Raw genomic sequence first — 26,571 nt, 5'->3', positions numbered from 1 at the left:
TAGTGTTTTGAGTTCTGTAATTGATTCTTTGATATCTAAATATGCTGTTCTTCCCATACATAAATATACAAAAAATATATGACATTATATAACTATATTGGTATTACCTATACTAGAATAGGTTGTGAGTTAAATAGGAGTTAGTTAGAAAAAATATTTATCACAAAAAGTATTAGACTAAATACACTTTAATACAGAACTGTATTGGTCATTAATTGTTGTAACGCAACTTATAATATTATGAAATGATAGGAATATGAATGGATGCCATGTATACATATGGTTATTTATCCCGTACTTCAAAACTTATTTAAGATAGATTTTCTTATAGTATAGATATGAGATTATTAATGTTCAACCTATATCTATTTGTTTTATTCATAACTGTCGTAGATCAAGCAAATGAATAATCATTCTCTAGAATTTAGAAATTGTAGACTTGCATTCTTAAATTTTAAACATAAAAAAAGAGCCGCTATTTGCGGCTCTTTTACTTTTAATATGACTTGAGTAAAATTAGTTAACTCTAAAAGTTACTCTTCTTACTAATTGTCTAGCTTCAGCACTGTTTTTATCAACAGAAGCATCTTCACCATCACCATTGTGGCTTAAACGACTTGCGTCTATACCTGCAGCAGTTAATACATCGTTAACCATCTTAGCACGACGCTCAGAAAGAGTTTTGTTATAATTAGGACCTCCTATTTCATCAGCAAAACCTGTAAGATTCGCTGTAGCACTTGGGTTATCTTTCATATATTGAACAATAGTATTAATAGCTCCTAAAGAGAAAGTAGCTGGTTTAGTACTGTTAAATTTGAAATATACATTTACATAACCTTCGTTGATTAATTGCTTTACAAGGTCTTTACTGTTTCCGTTAGCACCATTGTTACCAGCGATTGCAGTTTGTAAGTCAGAAGGAGTTGCAAAACGAGAGTCTAATGCACCTTCCATATCATCTGGAATACCATTTTTATTTACATCGATTGCACGACCCTTACTGTCTACGCGTACACCACTTTCAGTAGCATTATCTAAGTCTAAATAGTTAGGTACACCATCTTGATCATCATCCTTGTGATCTGCAGACATCTTGTTCATTTTATTTGCTACATCGTCAACTTTTGCATTGATTGGGCTTACAGCAAAATCAGCTGGAGTATTTCCAGATCCTAAGTATAATGTTATACCAACAGATGCATTAACAAGAAAACCGTCAAAACCTCTTTTAACACCTCTATCAACACCATCAAAAGTTAGATCTTGTCTTACATGACCCAATACAGAAAGGTCTCCGAATAATGCTAAACTATTATTTAACTTTATTTGTGGAGTAAAACCAGCCTGGAAGTTAAGCATGTGATCAGTATCTTGGAAACGTGGGTCAGATCCATTAAGGAAAGAAACTCCCATACCACCATGTAGTAATAAACCAAAACGTTGTGTCCATTCTCTTGCTCCTAATACCTCTGCAGCATTAACAACACCTTCTAGTGTAAATCTATAATAGTCAGATTCAAAATTTGAACTTACTTTGTCTCCTTCTATATTGTCATAACCGAAGTCAGCATTCACACCAAATTTGTTATTGAACATATATCTTACACCTAGATCAACTTGATACAGTGATGGAGTATTAACAAATGCACCACTAGATAATGGTCTTACTGGTTTGTTAATTCCAGCCCCAAAGTCTATAGCCCATTTTTTAAGTTCTGGTCCGTTTGATACAGATTCTACTTCTTCTGTATTCTGAGCAGTAGTGGTTAAAAACCCTAATGCAATAAATGATAATGTAACTAATTTTTTCATAAGTATTTTAACTTGCTTTCAGTTGCAAATATATAAATATATTGAAAACAGAAACGATTTAAAGTTTTAAATTTTTGTAAATTTAAAGTAATTATAAAAATTGTTTTCATGTTTACTTTTTTAATCTGGAACTGATATATCTATTTAATTGCTATAGTTCCTTAAAAGATGTTTGTAGATTTGTTGTTTTTGATAGTTCCGCTTTCGCGAAAGCGAAACGATTTTAAAGTTAATTACTAATTTATGAGTAAAAAAATCTTAATAACTGGTGGTGCAGGCTTTATAGGGTCTCATGTTTTGCGATTATTCGTGAATAAGTATCCTAAATATGAGATTTATAATTTAGACGCTCTTACTTATGCAGGGAATCTAGAAAATCTTATGGATTTACAAGATGCTCCTAACTACCATTTTACAAAACTAGATATAACCAACGAGTTTGGGGTAGATCAACTTTTTAAAGAACTAAGATTTAATAGTGTCATTCATCTAGCTGCAGAGTCTCATGTAGATCGTTCCATTAAAGATCCGTTATCATTTGCGAGAACTAATATAATAGGAACACTTAATTTATTAGAGTCTTACAAGAAGCACAGAAGAGATGATGAGGGCGTTTTTTATCATATTAGTACGGATGAAGTATATGGTTCTCTAGGAGCAACAGGATTGTTTACAGAAGAAACTTCTTATGATCCTAACTCACCATATTCTGCATCAAAAGCTAGTTCTGACCATTTTGTTCGAGCTTATGGAGAGACCTATAAATTACCTATCGTTATCTCAAATTGTTCTAATAATTATGGTTCTTACCAGTTTCCTGAAAAATTAATTCCTTTATTTATTAATAATATAATAGAAGAAAAGCCTTTACCGGTTTATGGAGATGGTAATTACACGAGAGATTGGTTATTTGTGGAGGATCATGCGAGAGCCATAGATGTTATTTTTCATAAAGGTAAAAAAGGGGAAACCTATAACATAGGTGGTCACAATGAGTGGAAAAATCTGGATCTAGTAAAGTTGCTATGTAAGAAGATGGATCAGGCATTGAATAATGAAGTAGGAAAAAGTGAAAAGCTCATTACTTTTGTGAAAGATAGACCAGGGCATGATCTACGGTATGCTATCGATGCAACTAAGATTAGTGCAGAGCTGGGATGGGTGCCATCACTGGATTTTGAAGAAGGGTTAGAGCGTACTATTAATTGGTATCTTAATAACGATAAGTGGTTAAAGAATATCACGACAGGAGTGTATCAAGATTATTATAAAAACCAATATCAATAAGTATGAAAGGAATTATTCTAGCAGGTGGATCTGGTACACGATTGCATCCACTAACCCTAGTGGTCAGTAAACAATTGTTACCTATTTATGATAAACCTATGGTGTATTATCCGCTTTCTGTTCTTATGCAAGCTGGGATTAGAGAGGTTTTGTTAATTTCTACACCATCTGATATTCATAATTTTGAGCGATTATTAGGAGATGGAAGTAAGTTTGGCATACAGATTCAATACAAGGTACAGCCTAGTCCTGACGGACTTGCACAAGCTTTTCTATTAGGAAAGGATTTTATAGGTGATGATTCTGTAGCGCTGGTTTTAGGGGATAATATTTTTCATGGAGCAGGTTTTTCTGATTTATTAGAACGTGCAGTTCAAAAAGTAGAGCAGGATCATGTGGCGGTTGTTTTTGGTAATTATGTAAAAGATCCTGAGCGTTATGGTGTAGCGACATTTAATGACCAAGGAAATGTAATGAGTATCGAGGAAAAACCAGAATTTCCTAATTCTAATTATGCCGTAGTAGGGCTTTATTTTTATCCTAATTCTGTTATAAAAATAGCTAGGGGACTTAAACCTTCTAAAAGAGGTGAATTAGAGATAACTGCGGTAAATCAACATTATTTAAAAGAAGAGTGTCTCGATATGCAAATATTAAGTCGTGGTTTTGCCTGGCTAGATACCGGTACTCACGAGGCACTGACTGAGGCGACAGAATTTGTAAAAGCTGTAGAAAAAAGAACAGGGCTCAAAATTTCTTGCCTAGAAGAAATAGCGTTAATGCAAAAATGGATATCTCCAGAAGAATTACAATTGCAGGTTAGTAATTTAAAAGGAGATTATTATGATTACATAAAAGAAGTGGTGTTGCGTACCAAAGAATAAGTTAAGTGCCATATTTCTATCACCTATTTTATAGGAGTAATAAAAACAAATTACTTTTGCTTACACATCGGTTTTAAACTTAAAATAATAGAAATCGATTTTTGATAGAAAATTGTGAAGTAAAGAAAATGATTATGAAAGTAAATAATATATGTTGTATTGGGGCCGGCTATGTAGGAGGTCCTACTATGACTATGATAGCCGCAAAGTGTCCTCATATAAAGGTAAACGTAGTTGATATTAATCAGAAAAGAATTGACTCTTGGAATGATCCTAATGTAGGTAATATACCTATTTATGAACCTGGTTTATCAGACCTTGTTAAAAAGACTAGAGGCAAGAATTTATTCTTTACTACAGATGTGAATCAAGCGATTCTGGATGCCGATATGATATTTATATCTGTGAATACTCCTACAAAAACATATGGAGTAGGAAAAGGAATGGCTGCAGATTTGAAATACATCGAGTTGTGTGCGAGACAAATTGCCGAAGTAGCGACTACAGATAAAATCATTGTTGAGAAATCTACGTTGCCTGTTAGAACAGCTGAAGCATTAAGAAGTATTCTCGATAATACAGGTAATGGAGTTCATTTTGATATTTTATCTAACCCAGAGTTTCTTGCAGAAGGAACCGCAGTAAGTGATTTGTTAAATCCAGATAGAGTCCTTATTGGGTCTGAGAATACAGTAAAAGGCAAGAAGGCACAACAGGCATTAGTTAATGTGTATTCAAATTGGGTGCCTCAAGAAAGAATATTGACAACAAATGTTTGGTCTTCAGAACTATCTAAGCTTACGGCAAATGCTTTTTTAGCTCAACGTGTAAGTAGTATAAATGCGCTATCAGAATTATGTGAAGTAACTGAGGCAGACGTTAATGAAGTCGCTCGTGCCATTGGGACAGATTCTCGTATAGGTCCTAAATTCTTGCAATCTTCTGTAGGTTTTGGTGGTTCTTGCTTCCAGAAAGACATTTTAAATTTAGTTTACATTGCTCAGACATATGGACTGCAAGAGGTTGCAGACTATTGGGAGCAGGTAATTATAATGAATGATCATCAAAAAAGACGATTTGCAAAGAAAATTGTCAAGACGCTTTTTAATACAGTTTCAGGAAAAAAGATAACACTTTTAGGATGGGCGTTTAAAAAAGATACAAATGACACTCGTGAGTCTGCTGCTATCTATGTTGCAGATTATTTGCTGAATGAGCAGGCAGAGGTTACTGTTTATGATCCTAAGGTAACCAGTGAGCAAATTTACAGTGACCTAAATTATTTAGGGACTAGAAGCGATGAGGAGAATAGAAAGCTACTTAAGGTTGTAAATAATCCTATGAAAGCTGTGGAAGATGCTCATGCAACAGCTATTTTAACAGAGTGGGACGAGTTTGTGCAATATAATTGGAAAGAGGTTTATGAGTACATGCTTAAGCCAGCATTTTTGTTTGATGGACGTATGCTTCTAGATCATGATAAAATGGAAGAAATAGGTTTTGATGTGTATACGATAGGGAAAGGTTAACATGTTTAAAATAAATTTGATTAGTTAACACTATCTTAAAAGTAGTGGCGCATTTCTCTTGTAAAACTTACTATATTTGCAAATTGAAAAAAAATAATTATGATCTCTTTTAAAATAGAGGTAAGAAATTAGGGGTTTACATGAAATTAAAAATACTAATTACTGGTGCTGCGGGATTTATAGGTAGTAATCTTTGTGATTATTTTGTTGGGAAAGGGCATGATGTGTTAGGTCTTGATAATCTCGCTACAGGTCATATGAGTAATATAGAACCTCTTCAAGAAAAAGATAATTTTTCTTTTTTAAAAGGAGATATACGTGATATTGATACCTGTCATAAGGCAGTTTCAGGTAGAGATTATGTACTACACCAGGCAGCTTTAGGTAGCGTTCCTAGATCGATAAAAGATCCTATAACTTCTAACGATGTGAATGTAGGCGGTTTTTTAAATATGCTAGTAGCTTGTAAAGATGCAGGTGTTAAAAAGATGGTATATGCTGCTAGTTCTTCTACTTATGGAGATTCTAAAAGTATGCCTAAGGTAGAAGATGTGATAGGAAAACCATTATCTCCCTATGCAATCACAAAATATGTGAATGAGCTCTATGCAGATGTGTTTTATAAAACCTACGGTTTAAATACTATAGGATTAAGATATTTTAATGTCTTTGGTCGCAAACAAGATCCTAATGGTGCTTATGCTGCTGTAATTCCACTTTTTACTAAGCAGTTAATGAATAAACAATCTCCTACCATTAATGGAGATGGTACCTATTCCAGAGACTTTACGTACATAGATAATGTAATTCAGGCAAATGAAAAAGCGATGCTTGCAGATCATCCGGAAGCTGTAAACACTGTTTTTAACGTTGCTTATGGAGATCGTACAGATCTTAATATGTTGATAGATTTACTTAAACAGTCGTTATCTAAGCACGATAAATCTATTTTAGACGTAGAAACTATTTACGGTCCATTGAGAGCGGGAGATGTGCCTCATTCCTTAGCTTCTATTGATAAAGCAAAAAGATTATTAGGTTATCAACCTCAATTTAATTTGAAAGCAGGACTTGATGAAGCAGTAGAATGGTATTGGTCTAACCTGTAATTATTATACCGCTTTCGCGAAAGCAAAACAATCAACCAAGTCATCATGAGAAAAAAAATAACTATAATAGGTTTAGGATATGTAGGTTTGCCTCTAGCTAGACTTTTTGCAACCAAATATAATGTAATAGGTTTTGATATCAATAAACCAAGAGTTGCAGAGTTAAATACTGGTGTAGACAGCACACTAGAAGTAGAAAATGAAGTGCTTGCCGCAGTGCTTAAAAAAGAAAAAAACAATGAGAATGGCTTGTATTGCACTGCAGATAGTAATGATATAGCAGATTCTAATGTGTATATAGTGACCGTGCCTACACCTGTAGATAAGAATAACCGTCCTATATTAACACCGCTTTATAAAGCAAGTGAGACAGTAGGTAGAGTCTTAAAAAAAGGAGATATAGTAGTATATGAATCTACCGTATACCCTGGTGCAACAGAGGAAGAATGTGTGCCAGTTCTAGAAAAAATAAGTGGTCTTAAATTTAATGTAGACTTTTTTGTAGGTTATTCTCCAGAGCGTATAAATCCAGGCGATAAGAAGCATACCGTAGAAAAAATTCTAAAAGTAACTTCTGGCAGCAATCCAGAAATAGGGATTCAAGTAGATGCGCTTTATAAAGATGTTATTACTGCAGGGACACATCTCGCGCCTACCATTAAGGTTGCAGAAGCTGCTAAGGTTATAGAAAACTCTCAAAGAGATATTAATATCGCTTTTGTAAACGAACTAGCAAAAATATTTAATCGTTTAGAAATTAATACAAATGATGTTCTTGCTGCTGCAAGTACAAAATGGAATTTTCTTCCTTTCTCACCAGGTTTAGTAGGTGGTCATTGTATTGGAGTTGATCCATATTACTTAGCTCAAAAAGCACAAGAAGTAGGCTATCACCCAGAAATTATTCTTGCAGGTAGAAGAATGAATGACGGTATGGGCAGCTATGTTGCTGGTGAGGTTGTTAAATTAATGCTTTCTAAGGATATTAAAGTAAAGAATGCTAGAGCATTAGTATTAGGAATTACATTTAAAGAAAACTGTCCAGATGTAAGAAATACAAAGGTTATTGATGTGATATCTAACCTTAAAGAATTTGGTGTAGATGTGACTATTTATGACCCCCTTGCAAATCCTGACGAAGTAGAGCGTGAATATGGGGTGCGTAATTTAACATCATTAGACGATACGACCTATGACTCTGTCATTCTTGCGGTTGCACATAAGGAATTTTTAGAACTTCCTTTAGATAAATTTTCAAAGGATGTTGTTGCAATTTATGATGTTAAAGGTGTACTAGGAGATAAGGCAGACAAAAGGTTGTAAACCACGGTTTCTGTTGAAAGCGAATTGTCATTTATCGATTTATTAAATGTAACTTATCTAGAATTTACTTTTTGTAAACAAGGCAATCTAAATTTTTCCTTTAAAACTGGATTATAAGTTTATATAATAAACATCTGAAAAAAAAAGATTATATCCAAAGCTAATGAAATGATTACGATTGAAAACAATCTTTAAATCATTACAACGGTTGAATTGAACTATAACTTGAAATCTTTAAAAAATGAATGTACTTAATTTAATAGGGCGCGATCATCTTCTTTTTGAGAACGATATTGAACATTATAAAAATATATTAACGGAGAGAGTAAGTACGAGCTCTTTTCTTGTTCTTGGAGGTGCTGGTTCTATAGGACAAGCGGTCGTTAAGGAGATTTTTAAGAGAAATCCAAGAAAATTGCATGTGGTAGACATAAGTGAAAATAATCTTGTTGAACTGGTTAGAGACATAAGAAGTTCTTATGGCTATATTGAGGGAGATTTCAAAACTTTCGCATTAGATATAGGAAGTTTAGAATATGATGCTTTTATAAACGACGATGGTAATTATAATTATGTTTTAAACTTAAGTGCCTTAAAGCACGTACGCAGTGAAAAGGACCCTTTTACATTAATGCGCATGATTAATGTTAACATCTTTAATACCTATAAATCAATACAGCAATCTATAGAAAAAGGAGTTTCAAAATACTTTTGTGTTTCTACAGATAAGGCGGCAAATCCTGTTAATATGATGGGTGCCTCAAAAAGAATTATGGAAATGTTTATCATGAAAGCTAGTCAGGATTTAGATATTTCAACTGCGAGATTTGCAAATGTTGCTTTTTCTGATGGGTCTTTACTTCATGGTTTTAATAAGAGAATAGAAAAATTACAACCTATAGTAGCGCCTACAGATGTTACTCGTTATTTTGTAGTGCCACAAGAAGCTGGAGAGCTGTGTTTATTATCTTGTTTATTAGGCGAAAATAGAGATATTTTCTTTCCAGATCTGGATCAAGGTCTTGATCTTATATCTTTTGCGGATATTGCTGTAAACTATCTGAAACAAAAGGGTTATGAACCTCATTTATGTGAATCTGAACAAGAAGCAAGAGACCTTATAAATACTTTGCCTCAACAAGGTAAATGGCCATGTTACTTTACTGTTTCAGATACAACAGGAGAAAAGTCTTATGAAGAATTTTATACAGAAAATGAGAATATCGACCTAGAGCGTTTTGAGAATTTAGGTGTTATAAAAAATGAGTATGTAGATAATAATGATAAAATAACACACTTTGAATCTGTTATAAATGAATTGAAAGATTCCAGAAAGTGGGAAAAATCTCAAATTGTAGAATTATTTAAATATACATTACCTAATTTTAGTCATGAAGAAAAGGGTAAGTTTTTAGATAGTAAAATGTAAATATAATGGGTAACTATAGTAAAGTAATTCAGAAAGTAAGAGATCTGTTTCATCAACAGGAAGGATTTATACCATTGCATGTACCCCATTTTTCAGGAAATGAAAAAAAATATGTTTTAGAATGTATAGATTCTACATATGTATCTAGTGTAGGACAATTTGTAAATGATTTTGAACAATCTATAGCTGATTTCACAGGTGCCAAAAGATGTATTGTTTGTGTAAACGGTACTAACGCTATACATTTGGCATTGGTGGCAAGTGGTGTTGAAGCTGGCGACGAAGTCATTACACAACCATTAACATTTATTGCAACGGTTAATGCCATTTCTTATGCTCATGCATCACCTGTTTTTGTAGACGTAGATAAAGATACAATGGGAATGTCCCCTTTATCCCTATCAAAATTTTTAGATGAAAATACTATTTTAAAAGATGATATTTGCTTTAATAAAAATACTGGAAAAAAAATAAGAGCTTGTTTACCCATGCACACATTTGGTCATGCCGCTCGTATAGATGAAATTAAAAGCATATGTGATAAACACCATATAATTCTTATCGAGGATGCAGCTGAAGCCATAGGTAGTTCGTATAAAGGAAAGTCTTTAGGGACGTTTGGACTTATGGGGACATTTAGTTTTAATGGTAATAAAACGATCACTACTGGTGGTGGTGGTGCTGTAATAACTGATGATGAAGATTTAGCTGATAAATTAAAGCATCTAAGTACTCAGGCTAAAATACCTCATAAGTGGAATTACGTGCATGATCAGGTAGGTTATAATTATAGAATGCCTAATCTTAATGCTGCGTTAGGTTTGGCTCAAATGGAAAATTTAGAATTTATACTTCGTCAAAAAAGAAAATTAGCATCAGCTTATCAAGAGTTCTTCAGCTCTATTGATATGATTTTTTTTGAGGAGCGTATTGATGAAAAAAGTAATTTCTGGCTAAATGCGTTAATTTTAGAAAACAAAGAACAGCAACAATCTTTTTTAACAGAGCTTAACAATGCTGGAGTTATGTGTCGTCCCATATGGGAATTAATGACAGAAATGTTGATGTTTAAAGATTTCCAGAAAACTAATCTAGACAATGCGATGTGGCTTTCACAACGAGTTGTCAATATTCCTAGCAGTGTTGTTGAATAAAAACGTTTATATTTTTGGTTATTCGGGACATTCATTTGTTGTCCTAGATACAATGGTAAAGTTAAACATGAATGTTTTAGGTTATTTTGATTTTCAACAATGTTCTGATTCCATGAATATCTATGATTTAGATTATAAAGGAAATGAGCAAAATGAGAATTTAAACCTTCTTGTCCATTCTAATTTTGTTTTTCCAACTGTAGGTGATAATAAAATTAGAAGAAAATTAGTCGATTTTTTTGATAAAGAAAATTTGAGCCAATTTGCTTTAATAGATCCTAATGCAATAGTTTCAAAAAAAACAATAATTGAATCAAACACTTTTGTTGCTCCTGGGGCAATTATTAATAGTAAAGTCGTAATTAAAAAAGGATGTATAATAAATAGTGGCGCCATAATAGAGCATGAGTGTGTTGTAGGTGCGTTTAGTCATATCGCTCCCAGTGCAGTACTGACAGGTAATGTTAAAATAGGAGAAAATACACTTATAGGTGCAAACGCTGTTGTATTACCAGGTGTAGTTATAGGTAGTAATGTGATAATAGGTGCAGGTGCGGTTGTAACTAAAAATGTACCAGATAATAGCAAATGGGTTGGAAACCCTTTAAGAATGTTATGAAAAAGATAATTATAATAGCTGAAGCTGGAGTGAACCATAATGGTGACATAGAAAAGGCAAAACAATTAATTGATGCCGCGGCAGACGCTAAAGTAGATTATGTGAAGTTTCAAACCTTTAAAGCTAACAAGTTAGTAACACAAAATTCTAAAAAAGCTTACTATCAAGTTGAAAATACTAATGATGATAGTAGTCAATTCGATATGCTTAAAAAGTTAGAGTTATCTAAGCAAATGCATTTTGAGTTAATTGAGCATTGTGAAAAAAGAAACGTAAAATTTTTATCTACAGGATTTGATATTGATAGTTTGCTGTTTTTAAAAAGCGTAGGAATAGAGCTAGCTAAAGTCCCATCAGGTGAGTTGACTAATTTGCCTTATTTGAGGACGATGGCCGAAAATTTCAAACAAATTATCTTAAGTACAGGAATGGCCTCTATGAAAGAAGTTACTGATGCTTTTAAGGTAATGCTTGATTGTGGTGTCTTAAAAGAAAATATAACTATTTTACATTGTAATACAGAGTATCCAACTCCTATGAAGGATGTTAATTTACTAGCAATGTTAGATATACAAAGAAAATTAGATGTTTCTATAGGATATTCTGATCATACGTTAGGAATTGAAGTTCCTGTTGCTGCCACGGCTCTAGGAGCAACCGTAATTGAAAAACATTTTACTTTAGATAGAAATTTGCCAGGTCCTGATCATCTTGCCTCATTAGAACCACTTGAACTCAAGCAAATGGTAGAATCCATTAGGAATATTGAAACGGCTATCAGTGGTTCAGGTATAAAAGAACCGTCACCATCTGAATTAAAAAATAGGCCTGTAGCTAGAAAAAGTATTGTAGCTATAGCTCCTATAAAAAGTGGTGAAGTATTAACCATTGATAATATAGGTATTAAAAGACCAGGAACAGGAATAAGTCCCATGAAGTGGGATGAAGTATTAGGAGCTACATCAAATAAGGATTATAGCATCGATGATTTAATAAATATTTAAATGAAAGTTGCCGTAGCCACAGGAACTAGAGCAGACTTTGGTTTGTTAAGACCATTGATTCAAGAGCTGAAAAATGATGATTTTTTCACAACATCTCTTTGGGTCACTGCAATGCATTTGTCCGATAGATTTGGGAATACGATTAATGAGATTATCAACTCAGGATTTAAAATTGATTACTCCTTTCCTTGCTTAGATGAAGGAGACGATAGTCTAGCCATTAGTAGAACAATTTCTATGGCTATAGAAGGCTTTTCAAAAATTATCAACGAAGATTCACCAGATTTTCTAGTAATTTTAGGAGATAGAACAGAAATATTAGGTGCTGCCATAGCGGCTACTGTAGCAAACTTACCTATTATTCATATTCATGGTGGAGAAACAACTATTGGAGCTTATGACGAAAGCATAAGGCATAGTATAACTAAAATGAGCTACCTTCATTTCACCGCGGCAAGTGAATATAGAGATAGAGTTATACAACTAGGAGAACATCCCAATAGGGTATTTGATGTAGGAGCTATAGGCATAGATTCTATTAAGAGTTTACCTTTAATGAGTGATAAAGAACTTGAAGATGATTTGAATTTTAAGTTTGATAAGAAGAACATATTAATTACTTACCATCCAGTAACTTTAGAATCTTCTAGTGCTGCAAAACAGTTTGAAGCTATTTTAAAAGCACTCGATGAATTAGAGGACACATTCTTGATCTTTACACACGCAAATTCAGATAAAGACGGAAAAATCATTAATGAAATGATTGATGAGTATACATTATTAAACAATTCTAAATCTTTAGGAGTTAAATCACTAGGGCAACTCAGATATTTTAGTATGCTTGAAAATGTAGATTTAGTCTTGGGGAATAGTTCAAGTGGTATACTGGAAGTGCCGTATTTTAACATACCTACTATAAATATAGGTGATCGTCAGACAGGACGTTTACTCTCAGAGAGTGTGATACAATGCGCAAATGAACTTGAAGATATAAAAAAAGCATTAAAGACTGGTTTAGATGACGCTTTCGCGAAAGCAATAAAATCCCAAACTCATATATATGGAAACGGCACGGCAACACAACAAATAATCAAGGTTTTAAAGAATATAACTACTACATCATTGAAGAAACCATTTTACGACCTACCAAAATTATAATTTATGAATTTTAACCAAATTACTATAGAAGCCAAAGCGACTATTCTAGAAGCGCTTAATAAACTTAATCAAATAAGGCAAATAAGTAGGTTAATTCTTTTCGTTACTGATAAGAATAATAAAATAATAGGCTCTATTACAGATGGTGATATAAGAAGATCATTGTCCGTAGATAAGGATCTTAACAAACCAGTTGATGAAGTGTGTTTTAAAGAATTTATACACCATATAGAGAATAAAGGTTTTATAGATTTATCTGTTTATAGAGAGCAAAATATTAAAATATTACCAGTCTTACACCTGGATGGAACATTATCTAGAATCATAGATCTAGATAAGATAAAGTCTACTTTACCATTAGAATGTATGATAATGGCTGGAGGTAGAGGTAAAAGATTAAGTCCACTAACTGATACGATACCTAAACCTATGCTGCCATTAGGAGGTAAACCTATAATTGAGCACAATATAGATCGCTTAATCAGTTATGGAGTTAAGAAGATCTACATTTCTGTTAAATATTTAGGAGAACAATTAGAAAACTATTTTGGAGATGGCTCTTCAAAAGGAATTAGTATTGAATACATATGGGAAGACGAGCCACTAGGTACAGCTGGAGCGTTAAAACTAGTTGATAGATTTAATACAGATCATGTATTGCTTATGAATAGTGACTTGTTTACTAGCGTTAACTTTGAGGAGATGTATCTACTATTACTTCAAGAAAAAGCAGATATGGTAGTAGCCTCTACCGAATATAAAGTAGATGTACCTTATGCTGTGTTTGAAACAGATGATAATATAGTAACAGATTTCAAAGAAAAGCCTTCTTATATTTATCAATCAAATGCTGGTATTTATATATTGAAAAGGTCATTAATAGATCAAATGACTAAAAATGAATATTGTGATATTACTGATGTTATGGAAAAATTAGTTGCAGATGGTGGTAAACTAGTTTTTGATCCTATATTGGGTTTTTGGATAGATATAGGTAAACCATCTGATTATAAACAAGCTCAAGAATTTATTAAACACTTTAGATAATTTATTTATTATCTTATAATAAATAAAGTTCTAAAAAAGTAAATCTATCAATGAAAATATTAATTACTATCTGTGCGCGTGGCGGTTCCAAAGGGATTCCAGGTAAGAATATAAAATCATTAGGCAACAAGCCTTTAATCTACTACTCATTAAAAACTGCAGAATTATTTGCACAAAAATTCAATGCTGACATTTTTTTGTCTACAGACTCTGATGAGATTAAAAATGTAGTAAAAAAATTAAATTTTGAGGATGTTAATCTTAGTTACAATAGACCAGATATTTTAGCCACTGATCAAGCTGGAAAAATAGATGCTATAATAGATATCAAAAAATATGCGCAAAAATCATTAGCCACAGAATACGATTTTGTAATTGACTTAGACGTAACTTCTCCTTTAAGAACAGTAGGTGATTTAGAAAAAGCATTGGATATTTTAAAAAAATCAAGTGCGAATAATATTTTTTCAGTTAATTCAGCTGAAAGAAACCCTTATTTTAATATGGTTGAAAAAAATGATGAAGGTTATTATGAATTATGTAAAAAAGCTTCTCATTTTTCAAGACAAGCAGCACCTAAAGTGTATGATATGAATGCTTCTTTTTATATATATTCGTCTGTTTTTTTTCAAAATGGTTATAAATCAGCAATTACCGATAAATCTTTAATATTTGAAATGAATCATTTGTGTTTTGACCTAGATAATCCGATTGATTTTGATTTCATGGAGTTTTTATGGAATACTGAAAATTTAGGATTTAAATTATACTAATGAAGGTTTTGATAATAGGTCTAGGTTCTATAGCCTTAAAACATGTTAACGCGTTGCAGGCAATTGATGCAAAAGTGAAAATATATGCTCTAAGATCAAGTGAGAATGCTCCAATCATAAATGATATTATTAACCTTTATGAATTGAAAGAGGTTGATACTATATCAATTGACTTCTGTATCATATCGAATCCTACAAGTAGTCATTTTGAAACAATTAAAAATGTTTTAAGATTTAAAATACCTTTTTTTATTGAAAAACCTTTATTCAACAACATAGGTGTAAAAGAAGAGCAATTAGTAGAACTTATATATCAAAGTAATATTAGTAATTATGTAGCATGTAATTTGAGATTTTTAGAATGCATAATGGAAGTTAAAAATTTAATTAAAGATAAAGTCATTAACGAAGTCAATAGTTATTGTGGTTCATATTTACCAGATTGGAGACCAGGTCAGGATTATAAAAAAACGTATAGCAGTATAGTAGAACTTGGTGGTGGTGTTCATTTAGACTTAATACATGAATTGGATTATATGTATTGGTTATTTGGAGAACCATTATCTAAATCAAAAACTCTGAGAAGTAAATCTCATTTGAATATTGAAGCTGTAGATTACGCAAATTACTTATTGGTTTATAAAGATTTTTGTGCTAATGTGACGCTGAATTATTTTAGGAGAAAACCAAAACGAACATTGGAAATATTATGCGAAAATGGTACTTACTTGGTGAATGTTATCGAGAACACAATAAGCTTCGATGGAGTAATAATTTTTAAATCTAATAAAAACATAGTTGATACTTACCTAGATCAAATGTCGTTTTTTAAAAATGAAATTTTAAATAAAAACATCAAATTTAACGAGGTTTGGGAAGCCTATAACGTATTGAAATTATGTATAGAGGATTAAGAGATAAAATTGTTATCGTTACAGGAGCTAATGGTTTAATTGGGAAAGAAGTTATAAAGCATTTAGAATTTAACAAGGCTATTGTAATTGCAGTAGATGTAGAGGCTTGCGATAAGGTGTTAGAATATGATGTTACTAAACCTGACTCTATAGATGTTTTGATATCCTATGTCATGGATAAATATAAACGAATAGATGGCTTAGTTAATTTAGCTTATCCTCGCACTAGTGATTGGGGTAATAAATTTGAGGATGTAAAAATGGATTCATGGAGAATTAATGTCGACATGCAACTCAATGCGATTTTTTACATCAATCAATCTGTTTTAAAGATTATGAAGAATCAAAAAAAAGGTTCTATCGTTAATATAGGATCAATCTATGGTGTTGTAGGGAATGACTTTGAATTGTACAAAGATTATGGCGGGACTTCAGCTAGTGCATATTCTGCAATTAAAGGAGGTATTATTAATTTTAGTAGATATTTGGCTTCATATTACGGAAAGCATAATGTTAGGATAAATTGTGTCTCTCCTGGTGGTATATTAGATAAAAAACAGCAACACCCTTCATTTATTCAAAAATACAGCGAGAAATCTCCTTTAGGAAGACTAGGGGATGCTTTTGAAATCGCTCCTCCTATAAGTTTTTTAATTTCTGATGACTCTTCGTTTATTACAGGTCATAATTTAATGGTCGATGGCGGATGGACAGCAATTTAGATATGAAAAATTATAAGTTAAGTAGTGGATCTTCAGTCATTTTAGATCTTATACGTGGCGTAAGTGCTCAAGTAGTTGTATTGGGTCATGGAATAAGTTTCTTTGCTATATTTCCTCTATTACAACAACCATATTTTCCTGAGTTACAAAGTATTTCTGTGTTAATATTTTTTCTATTGTCAGGTTTTTTAATTTCTTACTCCACGATTAGAAAAAAGACTAAAATTAAAAGTTATAATATTAAATATTATATGGCTGATAGGTTTTCCAGGATCTTCTCAGCTTTCGTTCCTTCATTATTATTTGTCGTCTTAATAGATTTTTTAAGTCAGAAAATTAATCCTGAATCTTATAGCTACTCATCTGCTTACAACATAAAAACACTTTTTGGTAACCTATTGATGTTGCAAGACTTTCCATTATTCTTTTTTTTACCAGAAAAATTTATAACTAGTTTTGGATCAGCGAGGCCTTTTTGGACATTGGCAATAGAGTGGTGGATATACTTATTTTTTGGTTATTTAATTCTTGTTATTTTTAATAATAACAAGAGTAGAATAAAACTCTCTAACATTATTTTACTGTTGATTGTTTCAATTGTGCCTATGTTTAATCTAATTATGGGGCGAGGACATGGTTTAACAATTTATTGGATATTTGGTTTATTAGTGTACGTTGTATCTTCATCAAATTTCTTAGACGAAATAAAACAGAATTTTAAGATATTTTCGTTGTTTATAATAGTTATGTTTGCTCTTCTTAGAGCGTATTTTCAGATGGATGCTTATGATCCAATTTTTGCTTTTTTACTTGCCATAGCACTTTGGTTAATTATTGATATTTTTAAAGGGATTAATTTTTCCGAAAGAATGATTAATATTATAAATTTTATTTCAAGCTATTCCTTTACTCTGTACTTAATTCATTATAGCATTTTGGATTTTTTGCATACTCATTTTAGCAGTTTTATTAATTCTTATGCTTTATTTGTATTTGGTTTCTTCATTTCTAATATTATCAGTATCGCTTTAGGTCGTTTTACTGAAATTAATTTAACTAAGAAAGTTAAAGAGTATCTATACAAAACTATACAGAATGATGAAACATGATTTTCTATTCGATAGTAATCTTTATATTCATTATTTATTAATTAAAATAATAAATAATGAATATTAAAGCAATTTTTAATCATCCGTTATTTAAATCAAGTTTAATATATACTTTATGTGCTGCGATTAATAAAGCTGTTCCTTTTTTAATTTTACCTGTTCTTAGTTATTATTTAATACCTAGTGATTATGGTATTGTTGCAAATTATAGTGTTCTATTATCTATAATATCCATATTTGTAATTTTAGGATTAAATGGAGCTATTAGTGTAAATTATTTTACACTGTCTAAAACAGATTTATCAAAGTATATTTTTAATGGGATACTACTTATACTTATATCGAGTTTAATATTAATAATTGGAATATTTTTTTTAAATGAAATAATTTATTCCTTTTTTAAACTGCCTAAAACATACCAATATTTAAGTGTTCTAATGGCTCTGACTTCTGCTTTCACAACAATTAATTTAACATTGTTGAGGTTAGAAGATAAACCATTTAGCTTTGGGGTTTATGAAATATCTAAAACTGTTTTAGACATTGGATTATCATTAACACTTGTTGTTGTTTATAAAATGGGCTGGATAGGTAGAGTAGATGGAATGTTGATAGCTAGTTTGCTTTTTGGTTTTTTAAGTTTATATATTATTTATAGTCGTGGTTACCTAAAGTTCAATTATGATAAAACTTTTATCATCGGTATTTTAGCATTCGGTTTACCTTTAATCCCACATTCATTGAGTTTTTGGTTAAGATCAGGTGTTGATAGAATATTTATTACTAAATATATTGGCGAAGCTGAAACCGGCTTATATGCGACAGGCTTTCAATTTGGAATATTAATTTCATTTCTCACATTATCATTTAATAATGCTTTTCTACCTTACATGTATAAATTATTAACTGAAAAAAACATTGAAAAGTTAAATCGAAATAAAGAAGGTCTTGTTAAATTAGCCTATTATGGAATAGTAGGTTTAATCGTTATGTGTGTTATTTTTACTATAGGTTCAAATTTCATTTTAGAATATTTTTTTTCTGATAAGTATGCGAGCGCCTCTGAGTTTATTTTCTGGGCAATTTTGTCTCAAACTTTTCAAGGAATATATTTGTTTTTTGTCAACTATATTTTCTTTGTAAAAAAAACAAAGTATCTCGCTATGATCACTTTTTTCTGTGCGTCTCTTCAAGTAGTTCTTAGTTATCTTTTAATAAATAAAATAGGTGCAATCGGTGCCGCATACTCTACAGCATTTATCAGTTTTATTAACCTTCTTTTAGTCGCTTATTATAGTAATAAGGTTTACGAAATGCCTTGGTTGGAATTTTTTAGAACTTCTAAATAGTACCTTATATATTTATGAAAAATTCAAATGTTTTAGTATGTAAAAATGTATTTCAAGTTATGTTAGCTGCTCATATAGTTGATATTTACAAAGAAGAAAATTTTCACGTCATTATTTTAAATGAGAACAATACAGATAAATTAGTTTATTATAACAACCTTTTAATAGCCAAAGTAGACAGATGTTTGTTTTTTAAACCTTTGAAGTTGTCTAAAATAGGATCTATTCTGGATTTTTTTCGATTTAAACTTATAGTATCACGATATTTAAAGAAAATTGAAATTAATAAGCTATTTGTAGCTGGAATTGATAATAGTTTAATTCATCTATTAATCGACAAATTACCTTATCAAAACTTATGTTCTTTTGATGATGGTCTTGCTAATCTTACAGAATCAGGTCATTATTATATTAAGCAAAAATCACTTTCGATTAAATTGAAGGATTTTTTATTTCAAGTTGAAAGTAATCCTACTAATATTAGAAATAAGATAGATAAACATTTTACTATTTTTGATAATAATCCATTTGTTACACCTGATAAGGTGATAAAATTCAATTTTTTCAATAAGGAAGAATTAACGAACGGTAATAAAAGTGAGATTAGAAAAATCTTTGTTGGACAACCTGTATTCGAAGTAAAAAAAGATGCTGATTATGATTTTGTAGAGGCTGTATTAAGGAATTTAGAAGTGGATGAGTATTATCCCCATCCTAGAGAAGACGTGTCTTTAAGTTCATCGATAAAAATAATAAGTTCTAAATTACTATTTGAAGATTATATATTAACTTGTATGAAAGATTCTCCTAATGTAAACATTATCATTTATAGTTTTTTTAGTACTGTTTTGATTAATCTCCAAGGTTGTAATGTAATATGTATAGCAGTAGGAGATAGAGATATGATCGATAATCCTAAAAAAGGTTATAAAATATTGAAAGAAAGAGGAGTTAAAATTGTTGAGCTATGAAAATTGAACTTCTAAAATATAAGCTCTACATTATTATTTATTTTTTGATATTTTACGGGATACTTATAAATCCAGATCTTTTTCCAAAAGAGATTTTACTGATGTACTTAGTTATTATCTCTATTCTTGAATTTAAATTTTTGAAAGCAAATTTTAACAATGTTAAATTTTTTGTTCTTTTTAGTCTGATATCGATGATCAGTTTTGTTTTGCGTGATTCGTATAATAATGCCAGTTTAGGACTATTTTTTATGTTCTATCCCATTTTATTATTATCATATCAACAAAAAAAAATAGGCTCACAGATACAGCTATTACTTTTAGTTATCTATTCAGCTGTTGTTTTGCTCCACGTAATTCCAGGTGGTGATGCAAATGACATTTTCGTAAATAGAAGTAGAAATATAGTTAGTTTTTACTGTCTTATTTTAGTAATACATTACTATATCGAAAAATATAGATACCAGAAAAAAATTCCATTATGGCCAGCTTTACTTTCTATGACTATATCTTTATATTGTATAGGTAGGGCTGGGATTTTAACATCAGCCTTACTACTATCATTAATTGTTTTTATGAAATTAGTAAAACTTGATTTCATAAAAACATTAAAGTATGGAGTTGTATTACTTATTTCATCTATAATATCTGCAGCTTATGGACTTCAGTTTGTGGTAACCAATTTTATAGATTTATCCCTATTTAAACTAAAGGATAGAGGTCTGGAGGATTCGTCACGAGAAATAGTTGTATTTAGTTATTTGAATGACATGTTTGATAGTATAATCAATTTTATTCTCGGTGTTTCGTTGGACAATAATAGTGTTTACTCAGATCTTGAATTTAATTTGCATAATTCATTTCTAAATGCGCATTATTACTTCGGTATTTTTTCACTAGTTATATTTTTTTATATTTTTAAAGCTTTGTTTAAAAAAGGAGGAGACTTGTTTTATAAAGGACTGTTACTTGTCTTGTTGATAAGAGGGCTTTCAGATAAACTTTTTTTCACAGGTTTTAATGACGTTATTATTTTTTATCTTATTTTTTTAATTTTAGAAAGATTTGATATTAAGAGTTTTAATGATCAACATGACATGAAAAATTAATTTCTAAATATAATGAAAGTTCTTCATATAATTAATAGCCTATCAACTGGAGGAGCTGAGAAGTTAGTAGCGGATAGTATTCCATTATATCAAACACAAAAAATAACCGTAGATGTTTTATCGTTAAAATCAGAAAAGACCGAGTTTTGGAAACTGTTAGAGACTAAATCGTCCAATAACATTACAGGTTTAACTTCTGGTAGTATTTACAATCCTTTTTTGATACTTAAAATTATTCCTTTTTTAAAAAAATATGATTTAATCCATGTTCATTTATTTCCCGCTCTTTATTGGGTAGTTATAGCTAAGTGCATGAGCTTTTCTAGAGTTAAATTAATTTATACAGAACATAGTACAGGAAATCGAAGAAGAGATAAGGTATTATTCAAAATAATTGATAGATTTATTTATAAAAAAATTGATCTGATAGTTTGTATTACTAGCGATGTTAAGGTAAATCTTGAGAAACATTTGAATGTTTTTAAGGGTTTAGTTGTGATAAATAATGGTATTGATGTTAATGCATTCAGCTCTAGTCTGCAAGGAGATTATTTGTTTTTTAAACCAGAGGATTTTAAATTAATTCAAATTTCTAGTTTTCGTAAAGAAAAGGATCAAGCATCAATTATTAGGTCTTTATCATTATTGCCAGAACAAATAAAATTAATTTTAGTGGGTGATGGAATTCTTATTGAAGAGCATAAAAAGTTGGTTAGTTCATTGAAATTGGATGATAGAGTTGTTTTTTTAGGAAATCGTTATGACATCACAGAACTATTGAACTATGCAGACGTTGCTGTTTTATCATCTAATCGTGAAGGTTTTGGACTAGCAATAGTGGAAGGTATGGCAGCTGGTCTTCCAGTTATAGCTAGTGATATAGTTGGCATACGGGAGATTGTTAAAGATTATGGATTACTGTTTGAGAAAAACAATGAAGATGATTTGAAACAAGAGATTTTGAAGCTTTATGATGATAAAGAATTTTATAAAAAAATGTCATTTTTGTCACTAGAAAGGGCAAAAGATTTTGATATTAATAAGATGGTTTTGCATTATATGAATTTTTATAAAAAACTTTTAAATGAGGCATAAGTTAGTACGTATCACAACGGTCCCTATTTCTTTAGAAAAACTTTTAGAAGGTCAACTTTCTTTTATGAGTCAACACTTTGATGTCACTGCTATTTCTTCAGAGGAAAAGCGGCTTAATGTTTATGGTGATAAGGAAGGTGTGAAAACTCACTGTTTAGAACTTACAAGAAAAATTACACCTTTAAAAGACCTAGTTGCTGTCTTTAAACTAGTTAAATACTTAAGAAAGGAACGACCTCAAATTGTTCATTCTCATACTCCCAAAGCTGGTATAGTAGGTATGTTATCTGCATATATTGCTAGAGTGCCTATAAGACTTCATACTGTCGCTGGATTGCCGTTAATGGAAGCTGGAGGAGTAAAAAGGAAGGTTTTAAATATTGTAGAAAAATTAACTTATTCTTGTGCCACAAAAGTTTATCCTAATTCACAAGGACTTAAGGAATTTATAGTTAATGAAAAATTAACATCAACAGAAAAAATAAAGATTATCGGTAACGGTAGTTCAAACGGTATAGACACGACATACTTTGATCCTAATAAGTATTCGGTAAATGATAGCTTGGTTTTAAAGGAGTCGTTTAATATATCTTCTGAAGATTTTGTATTCATTTTTGTCGGTAGATTAGTAGGTGATAAGGGAATAAATGAACTAATTAAAGCTTTTGTATCTATTTCTAATAATCATGATAAAGTGTCATTGTTATTAGTAGGTCCTTTAGAAACAGAACTAGATCCTTTAGATTCAATAACTTTAAAACATATTAATGAACACCCTAAAATTATATCAACAGGATATCAAACAGATGTGCGTCCTTATTTTGCAGCCTCAAGTGCTTTAGTTTTTCCTTCCTATCGAGAAGGTTTTCCTAACGTTGTATTGCAGGCGGCAGCTATGGAATTGCCATGTATAGTTTCTAATATTAATGGCTGTAATGAAATAATTGAAAATGGTAAAAACGGACTTATTGTGCCGGTAAAACGGTATCTTCCTCTAGAACAAGCTATGGAACAAATGTTTAATGATCAGGAGTTATTTGCCGTTTTGAAAAAAAATACCAGAACAAGAATAGTTAAGAATTACGATCGCAAGGAAATATGGAATGAAATTTTAAAAGAATATGAATCATTCATAGATTCAAAAAAAAATTAAAAATGTATAAAATTGTAAAGTTTATTTTAGATTTTTTAGTTGCGTTTGTAGCACTAGGATTGCTCTTTCCAGTTCTTGTTATTCTCCTAATTTTTCTAGCAATAGCAAACTCTGGAAAACCCTTTTTCTTTCAAACGAGACCAGGTAAGCATGGAAATCTTTTTAAGATTATCAAGTTTAAAACAATGAATGATAAAAAAGATAAAGAAGGCAACCTTTTATCTGATCAATTAAGGTTAACCACAGTAGGTAAAATAGTAAGAAAAACATCTCTAGATGAAATTCCTCAATTACTCAATGTGATTAAAGGTGATATGAGTATTGTAGGTCCTAGACCATTATTACCAGCTTACCTTGAATTATATTCAAAAGAACAAGCAAGAAGACATGATGTAAAACCTGGAATTACCGGTTGGGCTCAAGTAAATGGTCGTAATGCTATAAGTTGGGAAGAGAAATTTAAATTAGATGTTTGGTATGTGGATCATCAATCATTTAGTTTAGATTTAAAAATTATTTTAAAAACAGTAAAAAAGGTGTTTGTTTCTGAAGGAATAAGTCAAGACGGGCAAGCAACTATGACTAAGTTTGAAGGTTCAGGAAATGGATGAAATTTACATATATGGTGCTAGTGGTCACGGAAAAGTAGTTCTGGATATTGCTGTAAGGCTAGGATTTAAGATATCGGGATTCATAGATGATAATCCTATACTAGAAACTTTTGAATCTTATAAAGTTTTCAAATCTCTTCCCAAAGGTGGTAAATATGTTATAGCAATAGGAGATAATACCATAAGAGAAAAAATAGCTTCACAATGCCCTAACAACATAATTGTTGCGCTTGTTCATGATACTGCAATTATAGCGTCTAATGTTCATATAGCCACTGGAACAATAGTAGCGGCAAGTGCTGTAGTAAATGCTAGTTCAACCATTAAGTGCAATAGTATCATTAATACAGGAGCTATAGTAGAGCATGATTGTATCATAGAAGACTTTGTACATATTTCTCCTAATGCAACAATTTGTGGTGGAGTTACAGTAGGAAGAGGAACGCACATAGGAGCAGGTGCCGTAGTTATACCAGGAGTTAAGATAGGAGATAGGTGTACTATAGGCGCAGGAACTGTTGTCTTAAAAGATGTGGCTAATGGAGTCACTATGGTAGGGAATCCAGGGCGTGTTATAAAAAAATAAAAAATGCCGAAAGCATTAAATGTTTTAACAGCTATCTTTTTATTATTTACACTCCTTCCATTTCTATCGATTTCATTAATATTAGCAGCATTATCTACCAGATCTACTGGTGTTTTTACCCAAATAAGAATAGGGCAAGATGGTAAGCCATTCACTATTTATAAGTTACAAACCATGATTAATGGTAAGGTAACTTATATAGGCCGCATACTTAGAAAGAGTAAAATAGATGAGTTGCCTCAATTATTAAATATTCTTAAAGGTGACATGTCCTTTGTAGGGCCTAGACCAGATGTACCTGGTTATTATGATGTGCTCAAGGGTGAACAAAGAAAGGTACTTATCCTTAAACCTGGTTTAACTAGTCTAGCGGCTATTAAGTACCGTAATGAGGAGCAGCTGCTTGCTCAACAAGCAGATTCTCTTCTGTATAACGACACTATTATATTTCCTGATAAGGTCAGAATGAACTTAGATTACCTAAAAAAACGGAGTTTCTGGTATGATTTAAAAATCATAGGCCTTACTATAAAATCTCTTTTTAACTAAACTATCTTTGCTTAAATAAAATACGACTATGTCTCAAGATAAAATATGGCTTTCTTCACCACACATGGGCGGTGCAGAACGTGGATTTGTAAAAGAAGCTTTTGATACCAATTGGGTCGCTCCATTAGGACCTAACGTAACCGGTTTTGAAAAAGATTTAGAATCTTATCAAGGTCAGGATTCTCATGTGGCTGCTCTAAGCAGTGGCACAGCTGCTATACATCTAGCACTTGTTCAAGCAGGTGTAGGTCCAGGTGACGAGGTGATATGTCAAAGCTTTACTTTTTGTGGTACTACAAATCCAGTACTGTATTTAGGTGCCATTCCTATTATGGTAGATAGTGAAGAGCATACCTGGAATATGTGTCCACAAGCATTGATACAGGCCGTAGAAGATCGCATTGCAAACGGTAAAAAGCCCAAAGCCATTCTAGCGGTACATTTATATGGTATGCCGTATAGGGTTGATGAGATTCACGCTTTCGCGAAAGCGAAACAAATACCAATTATAGAAGACAGTGCAGAAGCTTTAGGAAGTACTTACAAAGGTCAGAAATGTGGAACTTTTGGTGACTATGGAATACTAAGTTTTAATGGAAATAAAATTATAACTACTAGTGGTGGTGGTGCCATGGTATGTAAGACCAATGAAGTTAAAGATAAAGCCATTTTTCTAGCAACACAAGCCCGTGATGCAGCGCCACATTATCAACATAGTGAGGTAGGTTATAACTATCGCATGAGTAACATAAGTGCAGGTATAGGTAGAGGACAAATGGAAGTTCTTGATAAACATATCGATTTAAGAAGAGCTATGAATGCCTTTTATCAAGATATATTTAATAACATAGAAGGTGTTGAGGTACTTAAAGAACAAGATGATACAGTGCGCTCTAACCACTGGTTGAGTGCTATTCTAGTAGATGCATCAAAAACAGGTGGTATCTCTAGAGAAGATATAAGACTCGCTCTAGAAAAGGATAACATAGAATCTAGACCCTTATGGAAGCCTATGCACATGCAGCCCCTTTATAAGGACTATCCTTATTATGGTAATAAAGTTTGTGAAACTTTATTTGAAAATGGCTTATGCTTGCCGTCTGGTTCTAATTTAACTGATGCTGATAGGGATAGAATCTCCGTTTCAATAAAATCTTTATTCAGCAAATAAAATTCTTCATATTATTTACATTTTACTACGGCCGGTGCTTTAAAACACTGGCTGTATTGTTCTTATATTAGATTAATGGTTTAAGTCGTTCTTTTAAAAGA

At 31.5% G+C, this 26,571-nt stretch carries 25 protein-coding genes; 24 read left to right on the top strand and 1 reads right to left on the bottom strand.

What is annotated here, in order from left to right; translation table 11 throughout:
* Positions 1 to 516: 516 nt before the first annotated feature.
* Positions 517 to 1,815 carry an OmpA family protein gene (locus Q0838_RS07810; RefSeq protein WP_298953144.1) on the bottom strand — a complete coding sequence of 433 codons (1,299 nt, stop codon included), beginning with the start codon at positions 1,813 to 1,815 and terminating at the stop codon, positions 517 to 519.
* 243 nt (positions 1,816 to 2,058) lie between these two features.
* Here Q0838_RS07810 and rfbB point away from each other — a divergent pair, with 243 nt between their 5' ends.
* The 24 genes from rfbB to Q0838_RS07690 all read left to right on the top strand — a co-directional run bounded on the left by rfbB (position 2,059) and on the right by Q0838_RS07690 (position 26,470).
* Positions 2,059 to 3,102, top strand: a complete 1,044-nt coding sequence (rfbB, locus tag Q0838_RS07805) for a dTDP-glucose 4,6-dehydratase (protein ID WP_298953143.1) — start codon at positions 2,059 to 2,061, stop codon at positions 3,100 to 3,102.
* Positions 3,103 to 3,104: 2 nt separating this feature from the next.
* Positions 3,105 to 3,986: a glucose-1-phosphate thymidylyltransferase RfbA gene (gene rfbA / locus Q0838_RS07800; protein WP_298953141.1), complete on the top strand. Its 882-nt coding sequence runs from the start codon at positions 3,105 to 3,107 to the stop codon at positions 3,984 to 3,986.
* A 134-nt stretch (positions 3,987 to 4,120) separates the two neighbouring features.
* Positions 4,121 to 5,515 (top strand): nucleotide sugar dehydrogenase, encoded by a 1,395-nt coding sequence (locus Q0838_RS07795; RefSeq protein ID WP_298953139.1) that lies wholly within the window; start codon positions 4,121 to 4,123, stop codon positions 5,513 to 5,515.
* Positions 5,516 to 5,655: 140 nt separating this feature from the next.
* Complete coding sequence (locus Q0838_RS07790; protein ID WP_298953136.1) at positions 5,656 to 6,624, top strand: SDR family oxidoreductase; 969 nt, start codon at positions 5,656 to 5,658, stop codon at positions 6,622 to 6,624.
* A 42-nt stretch (positions 6,625 to 6,666) separates the two neighbouring features.
* On the top strand, positions 6,667 to 7,947 hold the full coding sequence (locus Q0838_RS07785; RefSeq protein ID WP_298953149.1) for a nucleotide sugar dehydrogenase: 1,281 nt from the start codon (positions 6,667 to 6,669) through the stop codon (positions 7,945 to 7,947).
* 241 nt (positions 7,948 to 8,188) lie between these two features.
* Positions 8,189 to 9,376, top strand: a complete 1,188-nt coding sequence (locus Q0838_RS07780; RefSeq protein ID WP_298953133.1) for a UDP-N-acetylglucosamine 4,6-dehydratase — start codon at positions 8,189 to 8,191, stop codon at positions 9,374 to 9,376.
* Between the two features lie 5 nt (positions 9,377 to 9,381).
* Positions 9,382 to 10,530: a LegC family aminotransferase gene (locus Q0838_RS07775; RefSeq protein WP_298953131.1), complete on the top strand. Its 1,149-nt coding sequence runs from the start codon at positions 9,382 to 9,384 to the stop codon at positions 10,528 to 10,530.
* Positions 10,475 to 11,149, top strand: a complete 675-nt coding sequence (locus tag Q0838_RS07770; RefSeq protein WP_298953128.1) for an acetyltransferase — start codon at positions 10,475 to 10,477, stop codon at positions 11,147 to 11,149. Before Q0838_RS07775 ends, Q0838_RS07770 begins: the two co-directional genes overlap by 56 nt.
* Complete coding sequence (neuB, locus tag Q0838_RS07765; protein WP_298953125.1) at positions 11,146 to 12,153, top strand: N-acetylneuraminate synthase; 1,008 nt, start codon at positions 11,146 to 11,148, stop codon at positions 12,151 to 12,153. Before Q0838_RS07770 ends, neuB begins: the two co-directional genes overlap by 4 nt.
* On the top strand, positions 12,154 to 13,311 hold the full coding sequence (gene neuC / locus Q0838_RS07760; protein ID WP_298953123.1) for a UDP-N-acetylglucosamine 2-epimerase: 1,158 nt from the start codon (positions 12,154 to 12,156) through the stop codon (positions 13,309 to 13,311).
* Positions 13,312 to 13,314: 3 nt separating this feature from the next.
* Positions 13,315 to 14,358, top strand: a complete 1,044-nt coding sequence (locus tag Q0838_RS07755) for a nucleotidyltransferase family protein (protein ID WP_298953119.1) — start codon at positions 13,315 to 13,317, stop codon at positions 14,356 to 14,358.
* A gap of 50 nt (positions 14,359 to 14,408) precedes the next feature.
* Positions 14,409 to 15,131: an acylneuraminate cytidylyltransferase family protein gene (locus tag Q0838_RS07750; RefSeq protein ID WP_298953116.1), complete on the top strand. Its 723-nt coding sequence runs from the start codon at positions 14,409 to 14,411 to the stop codon at positions 15,129 to 15,131.
* Positions 15,131 to 16,045 carry a Gfo/Idh/MocA family oxidoreductase gene (locus Q0838_RS07745; protein ID WP_298953111.1) on the top strand — a complete coding sequence of 305 codons (915 nt, stop codon included), beginning with the start codon at positions 15,131 to 15,133 and terminating at the stop codon, positions 16,043 to 16,045. Before Q0838_RS07750 ends, Q0838_RS07745 begins: the two co-directional genes overlap by 1 nt.
* Entirely contained in the window at positions 16,030 to 16,767 is a 738-nt protein-coding gene (locus Q0838_RS07740) for an SDR family oxidoreductase (protein WP_298953108.1), read from the top strand. The genes Q0838_RS07745 and Q0838_RS07740 overlap by 16 nt, the downstream gene beginning before the upstream one ends.
* 2 nt (positions 16,768 to 16,769) lie before the next feature.
* Positions 16,770 to 17,876: an acyltransferase gene (locus Q0838_RS07735; RefSeq protein WP_298953105.1), complete on the top strand. Its 1,107-nt coding sequence runs from the start codon at positions 16,770 to 16,772 to the stop codon at positions 17,874 to 17,876.
* A 56-nt stretch (positions 17,877 to 17,932) separates the two neighbouring features.
* Entirely contained in the window at positions 17,933 to 19,225 is a 1,293-nt protein-coding gene (locus tag Q0838_RS07730) for an oligosaccharide flippase family protein (RefSeq protein WP_298953102.1), read from the top strand.
* A gap of 14 nt (positions 19,226 to 19,239) precedes the next feature.
* Entirely contained in the window at positions 19,240 to 20,196 is a 957-nt protein-coding gene (locus Q0838_RS07725; protein ID WP_298953098.1) for a glycosyltransferase family 52, read from the top strand.
* Entirely contained in the window at positions 20,193 to 21,305 is a 1,113-nt protein-coding gene (locus tag Q0838_RS07720) for a hypothetical protein (protein WP_298953095.1), read from the top strand. Before Q0838_RS07725 ends, Q0838_RS07720 begins: the two co-directional genes overlap by 4 nt.
* A gap of 12 nt (positions 21,306 to 21,317) precedes the next feature.
* The gene (locus tag Q0838_RS07715; protein ID WP_298953092.1) at positions 21,318 to 22,400 is read left to right on the top strand and encodes a glycosyltransferase; all 1,083 of its coding nucleotides are present in this window, start codon (positions 21,318 to 21,320) and stop codon (positions 22,398 to 22,400) included.
* Positions 22,390 to 23,553: a glycosyltransferase family 4 protein gene (locus tag Q0838_RS07710; RefSeq protein WP_298953089.1), complete on the top strand. Its 1,164-nt coding sequence runs from the start codon at positions 22,390 to 22,392 to the stop codon at positions 23,551 to 23,553. Before Q0838_RS07715 ends, Q0838_RS07710 begins: the two co-directional genes overlap by 11 nt.
* 2 nt (positions 23,554 to 23,555) lie before the next feature.
* The gene (locus Q0838_RS07705) at positions 23,556 to 24,164 is read left to right on the top strand and encodes a sugar transferase (protein WP_298953086.1); all 609 of its coding nucleotides are present in this window, start codon (positions 23,556 to 23,558) and stop codon (positions 24,162 to 24,164) included.
* Positions 24,157 to 24,750: an acetyltransferase gene (locus Q0838_RS07700; protein ID WP_298953082.1), complete on the top strand. Its 594-nt coding sequence runs from the start codon at positions 24,157 to 24,159 to the stop codon at positions 24,748 to 24,750. Before Q0838_RS07705 ends, Q0838_RS07700 begins: the two co-directional genes overlap by 8 nt.
* 3 nt (positions 24,751 to 24,753) lie before the next feature.
* A complete protein-coding gene (locus Q0838_RS07695) occupies positions 24,754 to 25,299 on the top strand; it encodes a sugar transferase (protein WP_298953079.1) in 546 nt (181 codons plus the stop codon).
* A gap of 28 nt (positions 25,300 to 25,327) precedes the next feature.
* A complete protein-coding gene (locus Q0838_RS07690) occupies positions 25,328 to 26,470 on the top strand; it encodes a DegT/DnrJ/EryC1/StrS family aminotransferase (RefSeq protein WP_298953076.1) in 1,143 nt (380 codons plus the stop codon).
* The last annotated feature ends 101 nt before the right edge of the window (positions 26,471 to 26,571 follow it).

Origin of the sequence: uncultured Nonlabens sp. (assembly GCF_947495285.1) — a bacterium.
Taxonomy (GTDB): domain Bacteria; phylum Bacteroidota; class Bacteroidia; order Flavobacteriales; family Flavobacteriaceae; genus Nonlabens.
Note: the sequence above shows the minus strand (reverse complement) of the source record. Positions and strands in the feature narration are given on the sequence as shown.